This window comes from Arthrobacter sp. TJ-265 (assembly GCF_058269135.1).
Window position 1 is genome coordinate 1 of sequence record NZ_JBZCND010000006.1, and the last position, 14114, is coordinate 14114.

18 protein-coding genes are annotated in these 14114 nt (G+C 61.4%); 7 read left to right on the forward strand and 11 right to left on the reverse strand.

All coding sequences use genetic code 11. From position 1 onward, the window contains the following. Nucleotides 1-246: 246 nt before the first annotated feature. From AC4D2E_RS15920 to AC4D2E_RS15935, 4 genes are all read right to left on the reverse strand, one after another. Nucleotides 247-564 carry a DMT family transporter gene (locus AC4D2E_RS15920; RefSeq protein WP_490953237.1) on the reverse strand — a complete coding sequence of 106 codons (318 nt, stop codon included), beginning with the start codon at nt 562-564 and terminating at the stop codon, nt 247-249. Next, nucleotides 564-917, reverse strand: coding sequence for a DMT family transporter (locus AC4D2E_RS15925; RefSeq protein ID WP_490953238.1), 354 nt, complete (start codon nt 915-917; stop codon nt 564-566). The genes AC4D2E_RS15920 and AC4D2E_RS15925 overlap by 1 nt, the downstream gene beginning before the upstream one ends. Before the next feature lie 202 nt (nt 918-1119). Then, nucleotides 1120-1749 (reverse strand): cysteine hydrolase family protein, encoded by a 630-nt coding sequence (locus AC4D2E_RS15930; protein WP_490953239.1) that lies wholly within the window; start codon nt 1747-1749, stop codon nt 1120-1122. 57 nt (nt 1750-1806) lie between these two features. Continuing rightward, complete coding sequence (locus AC4D2E_RS15935; protein WP_490953240.1) at nt 1807-2925, reverse strand: LLM class flavin-dependent oxidoreductase; 1119 nt, start codon at nt 2923-2925, stop codon at nt 1807-1809. A gap of 54 nt (nt 2926-2979) precedes the next feature. Here AC4D2E_RS15935 and AC4D2E_RS15940 point away from each other — a divergent pair, with 54 nt between their 5' ends. Then, entirely contained in the window at nt 2980-3576 is a 597-nt protein-coding gene (locus AC4D2E_RS15940; RefSeq protein WP_490953241.1) for a CGNR zinc finger domain-containing protein, read from the forward strand. A 372-nt stretch (nt 3577-3948) separates the two neighbouring features. Here the strand turns inward: AC4D2E_RS15940 and AC4D2E_RS15945 are convergent, their stop codons facing one another. Continuing rightward, entirely contained in the window at nt 3949-4083 is a 135-nt protein-coding gene (locus AC4D2E_RS15945; RefSeq protein WP_490953242.1) for a hypothetical protein, read from the reverse strand. Nucleotides 4084-4355: 272 nt separating this feature from the next. On the opposite strand from AC4D2E_RS15945, the gene AC4D2E_RS15950 reads away from it, so the two are divergent. Together AC4D2E_RS15950 and AC4D2E_RS15955 are read left to right on the forward strand one after the other, a co-directional pair. Continuing rightward, on the forward strand, nt 4356-5249 hold the full coding sequence (locus AC4D2E_RS15950) for a hypothetical protein (RefSeq protein ID WP_490953243.1): 894 nt from the start codon (nt 4356-4358) through the stop codon (nt 5247-5249). Between the two features lie 174 nt (nt 5250-5423). After that, on the forward strand, nt 5424-6881 hold the full coding sequence (locus tag AC4D2E_RS15955) for a peptidase M16 family protein (protein WP_490953244.1): 1458 nt from the start codon (nt 5424-5426) through the stop codon (nt 6879-6881). Between the two features lie 438 nt (nt 6882-7319). On the opposite strand, the gene AC4D2E_RS15960 is transcribed toward AC4D2E_RS15955, so the two are convergent. After that, nucleotides 7320-7619 carry a hypothetical protein gene (locus tag AC4D2E_RS15960; RefSeq protein ID WP_490953245.1) on the reverse strand — a complete coding sequence of 100 codons (300 nt, stop codon included), beginning with the start codon at nt 7617-7619 and terminating at the stop codon, nt 7320-7322. 391 nt (nt 7620-8010) lie between these two features. Here AC4D2E_RS15960 and AC4D2E_RS15965 point away from each other — a divergent pair, with 391 nt between their 5' ends. Beyond that, nucleotides 8011-8454, forward strand: a complete 444-nt coding sequence (locus tag AC4D2E_RS15965; RefSeq protein ID WP_490953246.1) for a hypothetical protein — start codon at nt 8011-8013, stop codon at nt 8452-8454. Between the two features lie 69 nt (nt 8455-8523). Here AC4D2E_RS15965 and AC4D2E_RS15970 read toward each other — a convergent pair whose 3' ends face one another. Together AC4D2E_RS15970 and AC4D2E_RS15975 are read right to left on the reverse strand one after the other, a co-directional pair. Then, a complete protein-coding gene (locus AC4D2E_RS15970) occupies nt 8524-8952 on the reverse strand; it encodes a hypothetical protein (protein WP_490953247.1) in 429 nt (142 codons plus the stop codon). Between the two features lie 177 nt (nt 8953-9129). Then, nucleotides 9130-9462: a hypothetical protein gene (locus tag AC4D2E_RS15975; protein ID WP_490953248.1), complete on the reverse strand. Its 333-nt coding sequence runs from the start codon at nt 9460-9462 to the stop codon at nt 9130-9132. A 146-nt stretch (nt 9463-9608) separates the two neighbouring features. Here AC4D2E_RS15975 and AC4D2E_RS15980 point away from each other — a divergent pair, with 146 nt between their 5' ends. Both AC4D2E_RS15980 and AC4D2E_RS15985 read left to right on the forward strand, forming a co-directional pair. Continuing rightward, complete coding sequence (locus AC4D2E_RS15980; protein WP_490953249.1) at nt 9609-10067, forward strand: hypothetical protein; 459 nt, start codon at nt 9609-9611, stop codon at nt 10065-10067. A 96-nt stretch (nt 10068-10163) separates the two neighbouring features. Continuing rightward, entirely contained in the window at nt 10164-10601 is a 438-nt protein-coding gene (locus AC4D2E_RS15985) for a DUF805 domain-containing protein (RefSeq protein ID WP_490953323.1), read from the forward strand. 617 nt (nt 10602-11218) lie between these two features. Here AC4D2E_RS15985 and AC4D2E_RS15990 read toward each other — a convergent pair. Further along, nucleotides 11219-11842, reverse strand: a complete 624-nt coding sequence (locus AC4D2E_RS15990; protein ID WP_490953250.1) for a hypothetical protein — start codon at nt 11840-11842, stop codon at nt 11219-11221. Nucleotides 11843-11941: 99 nt separating this feature from the next. Next, the gene (locus AC4D2E_RS15995; RefSeq protein WP_490953251.1) at nt 11942-12235 is read right to left on the reverse strand and encodes a hypothetical protein; all 294 of its coding nucleotides are present in this window, start codon (nt 12233-12235) and stop codon (nt 11942-11944) included. A gap of 113 nt (nt 12236-12348) precedes the next feature. Between AC4D2E_RS15995 and AC4D2E_RS16000 the strand changes: the two genes are divergently transcribed. Further along, on the forward strand, nt 12349-13104 hold the full coding sequence (locus AC4D2E_RS16000; protein WP_490953252.1) for a hypothetical protein: 756 nt from the start codon (nt 12349-12351) through the stop codon (nt 13102-13104). Between the two features lie 146 nt (nt 13105-13250). Here the strand turns inward: AC4D2E_RS16000 and AC4D2E_RS16005 are convergent, their stop codons facing one another. Then, nucleotides 13251-13700 carry a hypothetical protein gene (locus tag AC4D2E_RS16005; protein ID WP_490953253.1) on the reverse strand — a complete coding sequence of 150 codons (450 nt, stop codon included), beginning with the start codon at nt 13698-13700 and terminating at the stop codon, nt 13251-13253. Nucleotides 13701-14114 lie beyond the last annotated feature (414 nt).

Here is a 14114-nt window from a genome sequence, read left to right on the forward strand (position 1 = left end):
AGCACGCTGGGTAATCAGGTGGAAGCCAGCGCTCAACGCGTTCGCGATTACCTTCGCAGGACGCTTCGAGAAGACCACTTACTGATGAACCGCCGGACCCCACACACCGTTTATCGGACAGTCCCACGGATCCGGAGCGTGCTGAGTAGGGCAGTCACTGAAGAGAGCTACCGAGGCCTTGTCACAGGTTGTGGATTAGGCCACCGCAGCTCTCATCACTCGCGAGGGGGTTGGTTGTGGGTGTGGTTAGTGGGGTGTGCCGAGTTCGATGAGAAGGACGCCGCCGATGATGAGGGTGATGTCGAGGCTCATGAGCCAGGTGAGGGGATCCTTGAACATGAATTTTGAGATGACGGCGGTGAGTGCGACGCCTGCTGCGGCCCAGATGCCGCAGGCGATGCCGATGGGCATTCCTTGGGCGAGGGAGAGTCCGAGCAGGGTGAAGGACACCAGGTATCCGATTGCGACTGCCGTGTACCAATGCTTGTTGTCGAGGGCGAGGCGGAGGCTGATGGTGCCGGAGACCTCAAACAGGATCGCGCCCATGAGGAGGAGGTAGGCCATCAGACGGTTGCTGCCTTTTTGTGGGCGGCTTGGGCGCCGAGTTCCACGCAGAGCACGCCGGCGATGATGACGATGATGCCGATGCCCATGAGGGTGGTAATCGGCTCTCCGAAGATCAGGTGAGAGCCGACGGCGGTGAGGGCGACGCCGGTCGCTCCCCAGATACCGTAGGCGACGCCGAGGGCCATGCCCGTGCGCAGGATCGCGGAGAGCAGGACGAACCCGCTGAGGTAGCCGATGACGACGACGACGAAGAGGGCGGGGTACTCGAGTGCGCCTTTGAGAGCGAGGGAGGCTGTCACTTCGACGAGGACGGCGGGGATCAGGAGTAGCCATGCTCTGGGGTTGGTCATGAATGGATCCCTTGTAGATGGATGGCCTGGGTCCCACCCGAGCGGATAGCCACCGTCGGGACGTATCCGCACGGTCCGCGGGTGGGTCGGCGACAATCCGTCGACGAGCCCGCTACCAGCGCGGCGTGCTGTGCGCGGCTGGTAGCGGGCTCGTGGATGGTCCGAATATCCCGGGTGGGACAGGAAGAACCGCTGCGTGTTTCTAGCGTGTACCGCGGCCCTGGGTGGCGGAGGTGACGAGGTCGCTCTTGGTCAGCGTCGCGCTCGTGCGCACTGCTGTTGCCCAGGCCGCGGTGTCGGTGACGGCCGCCCAGTTCGAGTGCAGCAGGGTCATTAGCGTTTCATGGACCTGGCGTGCGGGTACGGTACCTGCCTCGTTCGCCAGGTCGATTGCCCCGGTCGCGTCGGAGAGGACCTCGACGGCGAAGCCGAGGGGCTCGGCGGCTGCAGCGGAGGCGATCACGCAGTTGTTGGTCATGTAGCCAACGAGGGTGATCGTGTCGATGTTCTGCTCACGCAACCAGGCCTCGAGGTCCGTGTTCGCGAAGACGCTGCCGAACTGCTTGCTGACGCGCTTGGCTGCGGCGTCCTCGTAGACGGCTACCTCGGGGTGATTCTGGAAGGTCGACGATCCGGCGCCGAACACGGGGGCCTCTGCCGGGAGTTCGTGCTGGACGAGCACCACGGGCATCTCGGCCTGCTGGGCCGCGTCGATCGCTGTCCGGATGTTGGCGACGGAGTCCTCGCGTGCCGGGAACTGAATGGGGAGCAGTCCGTCGAAGTATTCGTTCTGGGCGTCGATGACGATGAGGGCTCTGCGTGGTGCTGACATGGGTTTCTCCTTCAGAGAGGGTTGTGGGTAGAGCGGAGTGAATTCGGAATGGGGGGTCTAGTGCGCCATGGCCGGGAGCGATGTCTCGAAACCGGGCATCGTGTAGTGATCGGCGATCAGCCGGATCCCCTGCAGATCCAGGGAAGTGGAGTGCCCGCCGATGACGAGCATCACCTCGTCGACGCCGGTGCGCTCCTTAAGGGCTTCGAGGCGGTCGGCGACCGTCTCGGGCGTGCCATGAAAACTGCGGTCGGTATAGGCGTCGATGATGTGGCGCTCCTGCACGGTGGGGCGGTAGGCCGCCACCTCGTCCGCGGGCAGCAGCAGGTATCCCTCGCCCTTGAACATGCGCAGCATCGCCATGGCCGACGTCGCCGCCTGCCGCCTGACCTCTACCGGGTCGTCGCCGATCGCCACGGGCACACTGACCAGGCTGTGGGGCTCGGCAAGCACGTCGGAGGGTTGGAAGCTCTTACGGTAAAGCCGCACGGCAGTGTCGACGTCGGCATCGCCGAACTGCAGCGCGAACGCGTACGGCCGGCCGAGCTGCCCAGCCAATTGAGCCGAGTACGGCGAGGAGCCCAGCACCCAGATCTCCGGAGCGGTCGACGGCGCGCTCACGCGGTTCTCCTTCGCCTGCCAAGGCCCCGGTACCGCGTGGACCCGCTGATAAACATGCCCGGGCGGGAACTTGTCACCCAGGAAGCCGAGCAGTTCCAGGACCTGCTGCGGGAATCCGTCATTGGCGTCCGCTCCCCGACGCAACGCAGCGGCAGTGGCCCCGTCGGTGCCCGGCGCGCGACCCAGCCCAAGATCGATCCGGCCCGGGGCGAGTGCCTCCAGCATCCCGAACTGCTCGGCGATCAGCAAAGGGGAATGGTTGGGCAGCATCACCCCACCAGCCCCGAGACGGATGCGCACCGTCTCTGCGATCAGGCGGGCGATCATCAGTGGCGGTGAGGACACGGAGGTTGCTCCCATGCCGTGATGCTCGGACATCCAGAACCTGTGAAAGCCGCCCTGATCAGCGGTCCGCGCGAGCGAGATGGTGCTCTCCAACCCTTCACCGGCGGTCATCCCGACACCGGTGCCGCCGGCGGACAGCACGGACAAGGCAAATGGCGCCGTTCCGGATGGTCGACTCAGCTCCTCATGGGAAAACAGGATTTTTGACATGATGCGAGCCTAACACCAGTCTCATGGATAAAGAACGCTGATAGCATGAGAACTATGTTTGAAACACAACTGGCCGCCGCGCCGGGCGCTCAGGATCATCCGAGTCTCGCTCTGGTTAACAGCGCGGGTTACCTGGTAGGCGGCAGGGGCTACGACGAGCTGAGCACTCCGGCGGCCGCGACGGCGTGGCTGATGGCACGGGATCTCGTGGGACCGGAAGCCGAGCTGCTCGAGCAGTGCCAGGGCCGGCTCCTGGCGCTGCGCGCGAATCTGCGCGTCCTCTTCGATGCCCACACCACCGGCTCCGCCCCCGCAACGTCCGCAGTGCACGCCCTGAACGCCGCCCTGACCTGCGCCCCCGGCGCTCTGCTGCTGCGGTTCGACATACAGTCCGGCTTCAGCCGTCGCGCCGAACATCCCGTGACCCAGGTCGTGGAACACGTCATGGCCGTGATTGCCGACGACGCCGCCTCGCTGCTCACCGGCGACCAGGCCCCGCAGCTCGCACCCTGCGAAGCGGACCCCTGCCAGCGGTTCTTCGTCCGCACCCACGCACGACGGCAATGGTGCTCCACCCGCTGCGGCGACCGGGTCCGCGCCGCACGCGCCTACACACGCAAACGCTCACTCCATAACGCGCAAACCGTATGAAACACCCCGGCACGCGGCCGCCACATCCCAGTTCCCCGCTCGTAACCGTGTCGGACGGTTCTGCGGAATCAAGCGATCGGCCATAAAGCATTGCGACCTTCGCGCCACTTACCGCTGCGACTCACAGCTGGAGTTCGCCAACCCGGTGGCAGGCCTCGCCGCCGGTCCAGTCAAAGGATCCTTTGATACGACCTGCCGCGGGCGTTCACGCTCCCAACTCGCGTCCGTATAGGGGGCGTTCTCCGGGCATTATCTCGGGCGGGTCATACGGGAATGGCGCGGGCCAGCGCGGCGTAGCGCAAGGCGATTGGCGCAGGGTGAGTTATATGCGTCCCGGTGAAGGACCCCACACGGAGCCACGAGGGTCAGCGGCTACCGAGCATTGAACAGCAGTTCGTTCGTGACGAAGAGAACCATGATCATCGGCGCGATGTCGGGGTGGTTGGCGCTTGCCCAACTATCTAAAGCACCACCGTAGTTACCAATCGGCCCGCCGGGGTCAGGCACGCGGTTAGCTTCGGCCTGCAATACCTTGATGGCGGCCTGCGCTTCCGCTAAGAGGACCGCTTCCTTCAGTGACTCCGCAGACCGCGATAGGACTGTTGCCGAGCTTCAGCGAAGGCTTTTAGGGTTGCATTGAGTTGCTTGTCGTCCATGCCTAGATTATGAGGCAGCTACTACCCGCCACCGGGCAAGCGGAATCGTTTATTCGACGCGGTCGATCGGCGTAAGTTGCTAGCGACGGCGGTGGAGAAGCATGCCTAGCGTAGGGTCATTAAATGTTGGAAGTTCAGCGCACACCTCTTCGACTCTCGCTGCTCGAGAATGCCTACGACTCATTCGCCGAGTCGCTGGCGTATGTGGAGCGGGCTGGCCCTGACCCAACACGCTGGAAATTCGCAGTGCTCAACTTGATCCACGCGGTCGAGTTGGTCCTGAAACAGCGTCTTGTACTGGAGCATGACTTGCTGATTTGGCAGGACGTCGACCGACCAGGCAAGCTGACTGTCGGGCTGGAGAAAGCGATTCAACGCCTTATCACCGCCAAGGTACCGATGCACGACGGAGATGTGCAGGCCATTCAGACCGCGATCAAGTGGCGGAACAACATCACTCACTACGAGGTGGACCTGATCGTGGAAGAGGTTCGAGAGAACTATCTTCTAATCTTCGAGTTTCTCGACAAGTTTCATGACGCGAACTTTTCAGGTTCGTTGTCTGATCACGTCCCGAATCAGCATGTTCAGACGGCCATGGACCTCGCGGAGTCTTTCGAGCGCGAGTTTATCGAATTCCGAGGTCGGCAGATTCATCGGAGCTGGCCGCGAAAGTTGGTTGCTGCGCAGAATGCCACCTTTCTCGAGCTTGAGGGCGTTCATTTCGCTCGCATCAAGTGGGGCAGCGAGCCCTACTGGAGCGAGGAGCACATGCAGGGCTATGCGCCCCTGCCCTTCTGCCGTGACTGCGGCGCAGCTCTTGGCGAGTATCACGGCCCGGGCTGTTGTGTTGAGCAGTGTCCAAGGGAGAACGGTCAGCTGTTCGGATGTGAGTGCGATTGGGGCCCGAGTGAACTGTGGGCATTCGACGCCGACGAGTGGATGGATGACGATGAAGGATCCAGCGCGCAGACCGAGTCTCCATCTAACCCAACTCGACCTCCTTCAGAGTCTTAGCGGAGACCGGTAATCCCGATTGGCCGTTATGCCCGTCGCCTCGCCCCGCGCCATCTCGCGCATTGCTCAACCGAAAGGGGATCGTGTTGCGGACAGCGTCGGTGTCAAGCTTGTGGATTGCGTCCAGCGTCGAGTCGCCCCAATGAGTTCGTTGTGGCGACCTAGGATCGAGGAATGACACTGAACAGGGTTGAAATCGACGGGGTGCCTGTCTTCTGGGTCGATGGTCCCCCTCCGCTGAGTGCCGAGCTCATATTCCGTGTTGGTGTTCGAGACGAGTCCTTGGTGACATCGGGCATCACCCACCTTGCCGAACACGTTGTGATGAGCGGCGTACCGTCGCCTCGGCACGATCACAACGCGGCGGTCGAACTGAGTTTCACGTCGTTTGAAGCTACCGGTCGTCCCGAGCAGGTGGTCGCGTTCCTCAAGGACGTTTGTGCAAGTATCTGCGCTCCCGATTTCAGTTCCTTGGACGTCGAGAAGAAGGTCTTGGCTGCGGAAGCGTCATTTGTCGTAGGACCAGCAGTCGCAGAGCACCTACTTCGCAGGTACGGCCTTTCCTCTTTCGGGCTCGCAGGGGTAGATCAGCCGGCACTCACCAGCATTGATCAGGAAGCTGTTGAAGAAGTCATTAGGACCTCCCTCACGAAAGGCAATGCGGCACTGGCACTAACAGGCCCTCCTCCCCCGGGCCTGTCCCTCGTTCTGCCTCCCGGCGAAGCGCAGCGTCCTTCCGCTGCGGTGCCGATCAGAAGCCTCCCGTTGCCACTCTGGTTCGAGATGGGCGGGCCGCCCCTCGCCCTATCCTTCGAGTACGAGTCCGGGTCCGAGTTGGCGAGAACGAGCGCCTCCGCGATCGCGCAGATCGTCTGTCAGCGTGCCTTGGCTGATCTGAGAAAGCAGCGCGGGTTGATCTATGACATCGAGTTCGACCTTTTTGAGGGTGGTGATGGCCGGGGCCTTGTGTGCTTTACCGCCGATCCGCGGAAGGAGAATGCTGAACTGGTGTGCAGTGAGCTGCGACGGATGCTCCAAGACCTGGCGTTGCATGGGCCTGAGGAGCTGGAGTTGCAGCAGCTGACGGACGACATCACAGACTTCGTCGCAGATCCCCGCTCAGCAGTCGTTGCCGCCGCTGATGCCGCCCGACGTCGCCTGGTGGGCGAGCAGATCATCAGCCCCGAACAGATGGTGACGGAAACCGCTGCAGTAACTCCGCAGTCGGTGACGGATGCACTGTCTCTGCTCGATTCGACACTCATCGTGGGTATGCCCGAAGGAACAAGTACGCCGGATCCCACCCTGAATAGTTTCGGTAGCGAGGACCACGAACCGGTGTCCGGACGCGCCTTCAAGCGCAGCTTGCGTGGTTCCTTCCAAGGAGTCCCTTCGAGAGCTCGCCTCGTGGTCGGTGACGATGGCGTAAGTCTCGTAGACCAGGCGGTAACCACTATTCGGTGGGAAGACGTTTGCGGACTCGAATACACGCCCTACGGAATCGCACTGCACGGCGTCGATGCCGCGTCGGTAGAACTTCAACCATCCTGGTTCGCGAAGGGGCATGAGGCGTTCGCACTCATCGAAAGCCGGGTCGATCCTTCCCTCATCTACCGGACGCAGCTCAGCTAGCTGTTGCTGGGCTGGAAAAAGATGATGCATGGCTTCTGAAGGGGATCCATTTGCACTCCACAGGGGGATCGCTCAGCGCGTACTAGGGTTGGCCAGCGATGCTGTCACTAGGGCTGGCTCCTAGGATGAAGCATGGGCAAGCTTATAAGGCGCGGTTTCTGGACTCTCTTTTTGTCGCCATGTGCTTTTTCGCCTACCAGCTTTTCGGTTGGATCGGTGTCCTAGTGTTTATTGGGGCAGGGGCTTTAGGTGGAGCCGCATCGATCCCCATCAACCGGAAAGTGCGGGAAGACGAACGTGAGGCGCGCCTCCGCAACGATGGGGATTCTCGCTAGAGGATCTGCTTACGGACAGTGGGACGGACCGCGCTGCTTCTGTGACATGAGTGGTCCGAGGAAGCGCCCGGATGCGATCCACACGAGAGTAGGAGCGTTGACGCTATTGGGTAGACATGCCGTTCATGTACACCGCTTTAGCCTCGTAATTGATCTCTGGATCGTTGGCTGTCACCGTGAAGGAATCTTGTTCTGGCGACAGCGGGCCTGAGAACACAATGGCGCTTGCGCCATCACCGAGCTCACAGACCGCTTCCTCGCCGCCCTCCAGAACGAGAGTGCCGGTGGTAAGGCATTTGATGTCGACGCGAACGTGAGTTGCGTCCTCGGGCGGAGCGCCGAGTTCGATGGTCTGTGTGCCGGTGTACATACCTGAAACCGGGTCCGCGACTGCTGTGGCCACATCACCTGTGGAGCTGGGCAGTGGCTGGTTGTCAGCTTCCGACTCATCCGCTGCAGTGCACCCCGTGAGTAGGAGCACTGTGAGCAGAGCCGCAGTTGCTGTAATCGGGGAAAGTCGTAGCGTCATTTGCGTAATTTAGCAGGAGCGCCCATGAGTGCATTTGGTATCGATGGTCAAATGTGGAAACGATACGGAAGCGTTGCTTTCACAAGCAGGGATCATCATGCTCACCGGACGCATAGCTGCCACGAAGTCGTAGAGGAATTCTCTGTCGTACTGGACAAAGCGTCCGGTAGATGATCCATCAGAGCCTTCGTGCAGTTCGATTGATCGCCGGGGTCCGCAAACGGATCTCCAGCGGTGCGCTTCGCTTCGTGTTTCAATGTCCACTATGTTCGGCCAGCGAAGGTACCCGACGCGATGGAGCTTTCTACCCATCGGGGCGCTGGTATGCGTACTGATGCTTGGAGGGTGTGCAGCATCGAATCAGGACGCGTCGTCCACCGCAACCTGGGTTTTTCTCGAAGCGGGCGCGGTAACGCAGCAATCCACGGTGCTGCAGTTGGGAGTCACACGCTTGGAATGCTCGGGCGGCGTGACGGGCGAGGTGCTGGATCCGCAGGTGCAATTGGAAGCGAATCGGATTGTCATCCAGACCGACGTCGCCGCACTGCCGGACGGCGCCTACAGCTGCCTTGGCAATGACGCGGTGCCGTTCGAGGTGACGTTGGCAGAACCAGTTGGTGATCGGGAAATAGTTGACGCTGCCTGTCTCCATGGGAAAGCGAGGAGCACTACGTTTTGTGCGGACGGCGGCGTGCGCTGGCCCCTGTAACTGGTCGACAGGCACCAGTGCGTTGTGAAAACGCCCGCAAGCGGATCGGCTTTCGAGCCGAATGCTGAGTCAGTCGGGGATGTAGGGGCTGATGTCCAACTGGTCAACTCCGTGATCGCGCAATGCCTCAAAGACACGCTGGTTGGCGATGAAAACATAGTTCTGACACGTCTGGCCATAGATGTTCTGGATGTCAGACCCCGGGGACGGATCGGTCGCGAAGCCGGCGTATCCCTCGACAGGCGAGCCGGCGTGGTCTCGAACCTCGACGTCAAAGGTTCGGTAACCGGTGACCTCAGCTGCGCGAAGTGCCTCGATGAAACGAGTGGAGGCAATCTTTAACGCTGCCCCACCGGTCCACAACACGTCACCGAACGTCATGCCTCCGTTGCAGGGAGCAAGCCATACCGGGAAAGGAAGTTCTTCAGGACGCCAGTCCACGATGAACGGGTAGACACTGGTGACACCGTCTGGCATGTACCAGGGTTCTCCGGTCACCTTCGGCTTACCTTGTCCGCAGACAGTGAGCCACACATCATTGCGTCTCGATCTGGCCTGTATGCGAACCCACTCAGACAAGTGCTCCCCTTTCAGCAACGACACATCCGAAGCCTAACTTCGACCAACCTGTCCGGTAGGGGATCCCGCAAAGCAGAAGGGGGGTTTGGTTCGGCCCTACCCGTTCTCACGTCCAGGGAGCGAAGCTCCTTCCAAAAATGCCTCATAGGCCTCACGAGCATCCTCTTCCACCGTGGGCTGTTGGGAGCTGTACCGGCCGTCAGTTCGATCACGCTTGGGTCCGGACACCCAGTACTCATCGCCCGACTCGACGTCGTAGAAGTTTGAGTCGAAGTTCGCGCGGGAGGTACCCGTGACACGGTGCAGCGTGCGTCCATGGAAATACGCGGTACGCCAGGTCTTACTGAAACGCACGCGTGAGATCCATGACGGCCCCCTGTCCGTTCCGTAGCCCGTTTTCAGTTGGACGTACATGATGCGTTCATTCACCTGCTCAGAATAGTGACACTGAACGTCCATGTGGAGGACAACTCTGCGGGGGATGCCGCGGCTTGCGTGCCGAATTCGACCTGATGCTTCACCTATCGGCCGGATTCTGGAAGAGTGCGTTCACTAGTCACTTGGGGGAAACAAGTATGGAACAACGACGTGTCCTGTGTACTGCAATAGCCACCGCCCTCACAGTTGGGTCACTCGCCGGCTGCGCTACCCCAGGGCACGCGGACACCGAAGCCCTACCGGCGTTCACCTCGATGGACGAGGCTTACGCCGCCGTGGACGAGGTGTTGGGGTGCGACGCCGAGCCGGCAGGTGAGCCGATCGTGCCAGCCGACGGAGGCGCGCTAACATTGGAACAGAAGCTGTGCTCGGAGAACGTGCAGATCGACCTGTACCCCGACGAGGACGCTCTCCAGAAGGCCCTCGAGATTTGGACTAGCTCGAATCAAGGCGAGGTGCGCCTCGCCCGAGGCAGGAACTGGATGGTGGTCGATGCAACCGACGTGACCGACGTAGCCACCGGCGAACCGACGACCTGGGACATCAAAGGACTCGCGGAACAACTGAACGGGGAGTACTCGGTAACCGGCGGATAAGCACGCTCGACGGTCGCAAGGGGATCACCCGTGACGCATACCCAGGGAACAGCAGTGGACGCTGCTCCCCTGCCGGGGAGTTCACTTCCACAGGCGATGGGCAGATTCGCAGGCAGGGCTTTTCAGCTCCGAGGGCGGGCAAGCCGGAGCGAGTACTGGTGGTGGATGCTCATCAATGCCCTCGTCCTAGCTACGACGCAGCTACTCGTTCCTGCACTCGTTTCGGATCGGACACCGCAACCGACCTTGTCTGTCGGTCCGTTTGGGTCCGCACTCTTCGCGAACATCGAGTTGATCAGCGTCTCCCCGACCGACGCGCCCAGTTCGCCTGTTGCGGCGTTCTTTCTCATAATCGCCGCTCTCTGGCTGATCGGCACGATCGTCCCCGGCTTCACCGTTGCAGTCCGCCGTCTCCACGACTCGAACCTCTCAGGCCGGTGGGTTCTGCTCGCGCTGATCCCGCCCGGTCCCTTCATCCTGCTCCTGCTCGCCATCCGCCGGCCCCAACCCGCAGGCGCACGATTCGACACATGAGGTAGCCGATCTGAGCGCCCGCAAACCGGATTCTGCGCAAACGCACGAGGGATTGGCCGCTGACGCAACACCTTGAAGTCAGACCTCAGGAGGATGGCTAACTGTTCGAGTCCTGCGATACGGGGTACGAGGACGGGAGGGTGCCTCTGTCCTCGTCGGTCAGTACGCTCTCGAGTATGACTGCTTGCTCCGTATTGCGTTGTCTGAAGTCAGCGTCGGCTTTGGTGATTTTGGCGCCCTACCCGGGCCGCGAGGTGCCTGTCTGCGCTGAGCATAAGACGAGCTTGGACGGCGGCGCCCCCTGGGTGGCCAACCCCGGCACGGCCACGGGAGCGTTGAGCGATACGACTGGTTCCGTTGACATCACGATTCTTGTGGGACAGGACCTCCCGGACGAGCTACGGGTGACGGACCTTGGTCTGAGTCCGACCATTGGCAGTGAGGTTGGTTTCTCCGTGAGCCTAGTCATCAACACACCGGAGGGTGAGCAGCAGATCGCCTTCTGGCTGACCGAGGACCAGGGTAGGTTGCTCGGATCTTGGCTTAGCGAGTAGCACCGCAGTGCCGGATCGAGGATCCCGCAGTGAGACTGCGCATGGGGCCGAGGTGGGTCATTGTCAGGTCAGAAACTCGGGCCTGACCTCGGCGACATCACTTAGTTCAACCTGGAGCTGCTGAGTGAGCGTTTTACCGGCCGTAACCCAACCGGTGGGCAACGGACCATCCACGTCCCGGTCCATCCACATCTGGTTCCATTCGTAGAGTGCACGGCTGAGCGTGGATGAGAGTCCGAGATCAGAACCGGTTAAGCGGTACTCTTCCGAAAAGTTCTCCCAGAGCGGCCATCCGGATACCCACTCCGGAAACACGCGAATGACTCTGAGTCCGCTCGGCAGCAGCGCCGGCAATCCATGATTGTGTCTCGACCTCAAGTACCGGTCCTGCATCTGCCCGCGCCGCATCCACTCGCGGGGCGAGCGGGGGGTGTCGTTGTAGTCCATGCCCGACAGCCAGATCAGACCACGCATCCCACGGGAATTGTCTTCGACCAGCGCCAGCGCCCACAACTGTTCATCATCATTCGACATAGCGGTGGCGGTCTCCAACGCCTGTTCAACCGTCGCGTCTAAAATGTCGACAGTAGTGACTGCGTTACCGGCTCCCTCGAATACGTACACGCGATAGCGAGCATCATCCCGCTCCCAGGTCGAATCTCGCTCGTCCACGTCAATCGCGCGCATCCCACCAACCTACGCGCCGAGCCCCGTCCACGGAATAACGACCGCAGCACGATCCAACGGTGTCCGGAGGGAGATCGGTATGAGGACATTGTCCAGGCGTCACGCCTCGATGTTCAGAGAGTTCAAGCTCGCGCAGAAGCTGCTCATCTCCTCAGCACCGATGACCTCGCTCAAGGGTTCTTGGAACCATGTCACCCAGATAGCGTCCACTTCGCTGCTACGGACTGACCCGTTCTTGAGCAGCAGACTCACGATGGGGGCTGCCTCGAGCTCATGCTCATCCTGGGGTGCACCCTCCGCTGTGCCGGGTTGCAGCCCATAGGGATCCACGTCATTGAGCAACGCCAGCACTGACGTGACCGCATCTTTCCATTTTCGCGTGCCCGATCGCATCTCCACAGGATGCACCAGCGGTGCCCCGCTCAACGATCGCTCGCCGGGACGTTGGCAGTCCTGAACTGCGTCAGCCCGGCGGTAAGTTGGAGGCTAGCCATGAGGGGGGCGAGGTGAAGTTCAAGTTCTTTCGGCGCCAGCAGTCGAACGAAGTTGTCGCTGAACCTTTTCGTGGGCCCGGGATACCGGAGTCTCATCATGCGGCGTTCAGCCAGATTGTGGACTGTGCGCGGCAACTCTTCGGCACCGCTGTCGAAACCGACTCCATCGTGGTGGGCACCGGCCGCCTACCTGTCCTCCGTGTAGGCGCCCTGTCCGTCATTGGTGAGCAATGGATCGTGGTCGACACCCATAAGCACAACAACCGGCTGTACCCTCGCCGGCTGGAGCTCGATTGGGAGACCGGTGTTGCGGAAGCGATCGCGGTACTCAAGGCATACCAGGCCCGACAGCTGCTCGCCCCAACTCCCGGAGATGTCCTCACCGCCCGGGTCATCGCACTGGTGGGTGATGCCGGCAAGGTCACCGTATCGATGGTCCAGGCGGAGTTCTCCCACATCATCTCCGTCCGACCCCACCGGGAAGGCGCGGTGCCGTTCAACCTTAACGTGACCACCAGCTTCGTGGTCGTCCTCGAGTCTCCTGACCTCGGGTGGTGGACCTTTGGAGGGGAGTACGACGACGACGGCGCTAACGAAGCCTTCAGGGTGGTCGAACATTTGGTCCTTCGCGGAGGGACTGTCCATCGCACGCGACGCAGCTCCGAACTCCTCGACTCAGACGGCACCAGTGTCAGTGGACCCCATCGGTGGGGAGTGCGGACGCGTCACACTCAGACCGTGGAGTTCCTGCCCTACCGGACGCACTAACCCTGACTGATGGCCGTCCTTGACCTCCAGCACCGACCGTGTAGCCAAATCGCATATAGGTGGTGAAGGTCTGGCTAGCGGCCACCGGTCGTTCCCGGAGAAGGATCCTCCAGTGGGCGGGTCTCGTGCGGCGGTGGTGTGCTGGTTTAGAGGTGAGCCGTGAGAATGGTGCGTCCGCGATTGAGGACTTCCATGATGGTCAGCCGTTCCTGGCGGGTGAAGTCTGGGCTGTAGTGTTCCCCGGCCGGGGTGATGCTTTCGAGATTGTTGCCGTAGAAAAGCTTGTCATAGCAGGCAGAGACTTTCGGCCCCCGGTCATCCAGGGACGCTCCGAGGCTACGGGCTATGTCGTTGAACAGGTTCCACGCGTTGAGGATCTGCGCGCAGACGGCCTCCGAGGCCGGTAGTTCGAGCAGCTGGTCCAGTCCATCCAGGTTTTGCGGCTCCTCATCGCCCTTCTCCAAGGCCAGACCATACCGGTCTGCCACCGCTTTGAACCCGTCCGCCGGGGACACAGTCACTACCCTGTCACCGTCGGTAAGGACGCAGTCGGTGTCCTCGTCGAGTTCGCCGGTTCCGTCGTCGGTCTGCCACACGAGGCCCAGTGTCCGGCTGCTAAACCGGATCCAGTGCCCATACGAGATCATCATTCTTCGGATATTACCGATGAGCCCGACTATGGCGGATCAGACGTGCCTGCGCTTAGAGCTCGGCATGCCACACCTTGCGAACTGTCGGAGTGCGTAACCCGATCCCTCAGTGGAAAGTTCGTTGATCTAGCAGTTCGGTAATATTCAAAGCGGGCTTTGGCCAGCATCCTCGCCGTTTCCGGTCGCACTGTTCGCTCCGCGGCTAGTAGGGAGAGCTCCTTTGATAAATGCGCAGGTCAGCGCTGATCCAGCTATCTGAAGGAGGCCCCCGTCGGTTTGGAGGTGCACGTATCTCCAGTCGCGGACCCAGCCCTGCGGTCTGCGCGGCGGTGGTTCAGCTGCAGAAGCTATGACGGCGTT

Excerpts from the sequence above, each read along its gene's own strand:
- AC4D2E_RS15920 (WP_490953237.1), bottom strand. The coding sequence starts at position 564 with ATGGCCTACCTCCTCCTCATGGGCGCGATCCTGTTTGAGGTCTCCGGC.
- AC4D2E_RS15950 (WP_490953243.1), top strand. The coding sequence starts at position 4,356 with ATGTTGGAAGTTCAGCGCACACCTCTTCGACTCTCGCTGCTCGAGAAT.
- AC4D2E_RS15980 (WP_490953249.1), top strand. The coding sequence starts at position 9,609 with ATGGAACAACGACGTGTCCTGTGTACTGCAATAGCCACCGCCCTCACA.
- AC4D2E_RS15985 (WP_490953323.1), top strand. The coding sequence starts at position 10,164 with ATGGGCAGATTCGCAGGCAGGGCTTTTCAGCTCCGAGGGCGGGCAAGC.
- AC4D2E_RS15935 (WP_490953240.1), bottom strand. The coding sequence starts at position 2,925 with ATGTCAAAAATCCTGTTTTCCCATGAGGAGCTGAGTCGACCATCCGGA.
- AC4D2E_RS15930 (WP_490953239.1), bottom strand. The coding sequence starts at position 1,749 with ATGTCAGCACCACGCAGAGCCCTCATCGTCATCGACGCCCAGAACGAA.
- AC4D2E_RS15995 (WP_490953251.1), bottom strand. The coding sequence starts at position 12,235 with ATGCGATCGGGCACGCGAAAATGGAAAGATGCGGTCACGTCAGTGCTG.
- AC4D2E_RS15925 (WP_490953238.1), bottom strand. The coding sequence starts at position 917 with ATGACCAACCCCAGAGCATGGCTACTCCTGATCCCCGCCGTCCTCGTC.
- AC4D2E_RS15955 (WP_490953244.1), top strand. The coding sequence starts at position 5,424 with ATGACACTGAACAGGGTTGAAATCGACGGGGTGCCTGTCTTCTGGGTC.
- AC4D2E_RS15940 (WP_490953241.1), top strand. The coding sequence starts at position 2,980 with ATGTTTGAAACACAACTGGCCGCCGCGCCGGGCGCTCAGGATCATCCG.
- AC4D2E_RS15990 (WP_490953250.1), bottom strand. The coding sequence starts at position 11,842 with ATGCGCGCGATTGACGTGGACGAGCGAGATTCGACCTGGGAGCGGGAT.
- AC4D2E_RS15965 (WP_490953246.1), top strand. The coding sequence starts at position 8,011 with ATGTTCGGCCAGCGAAGGTACCCGACGCGATGGAGCTTTCTACCCATC.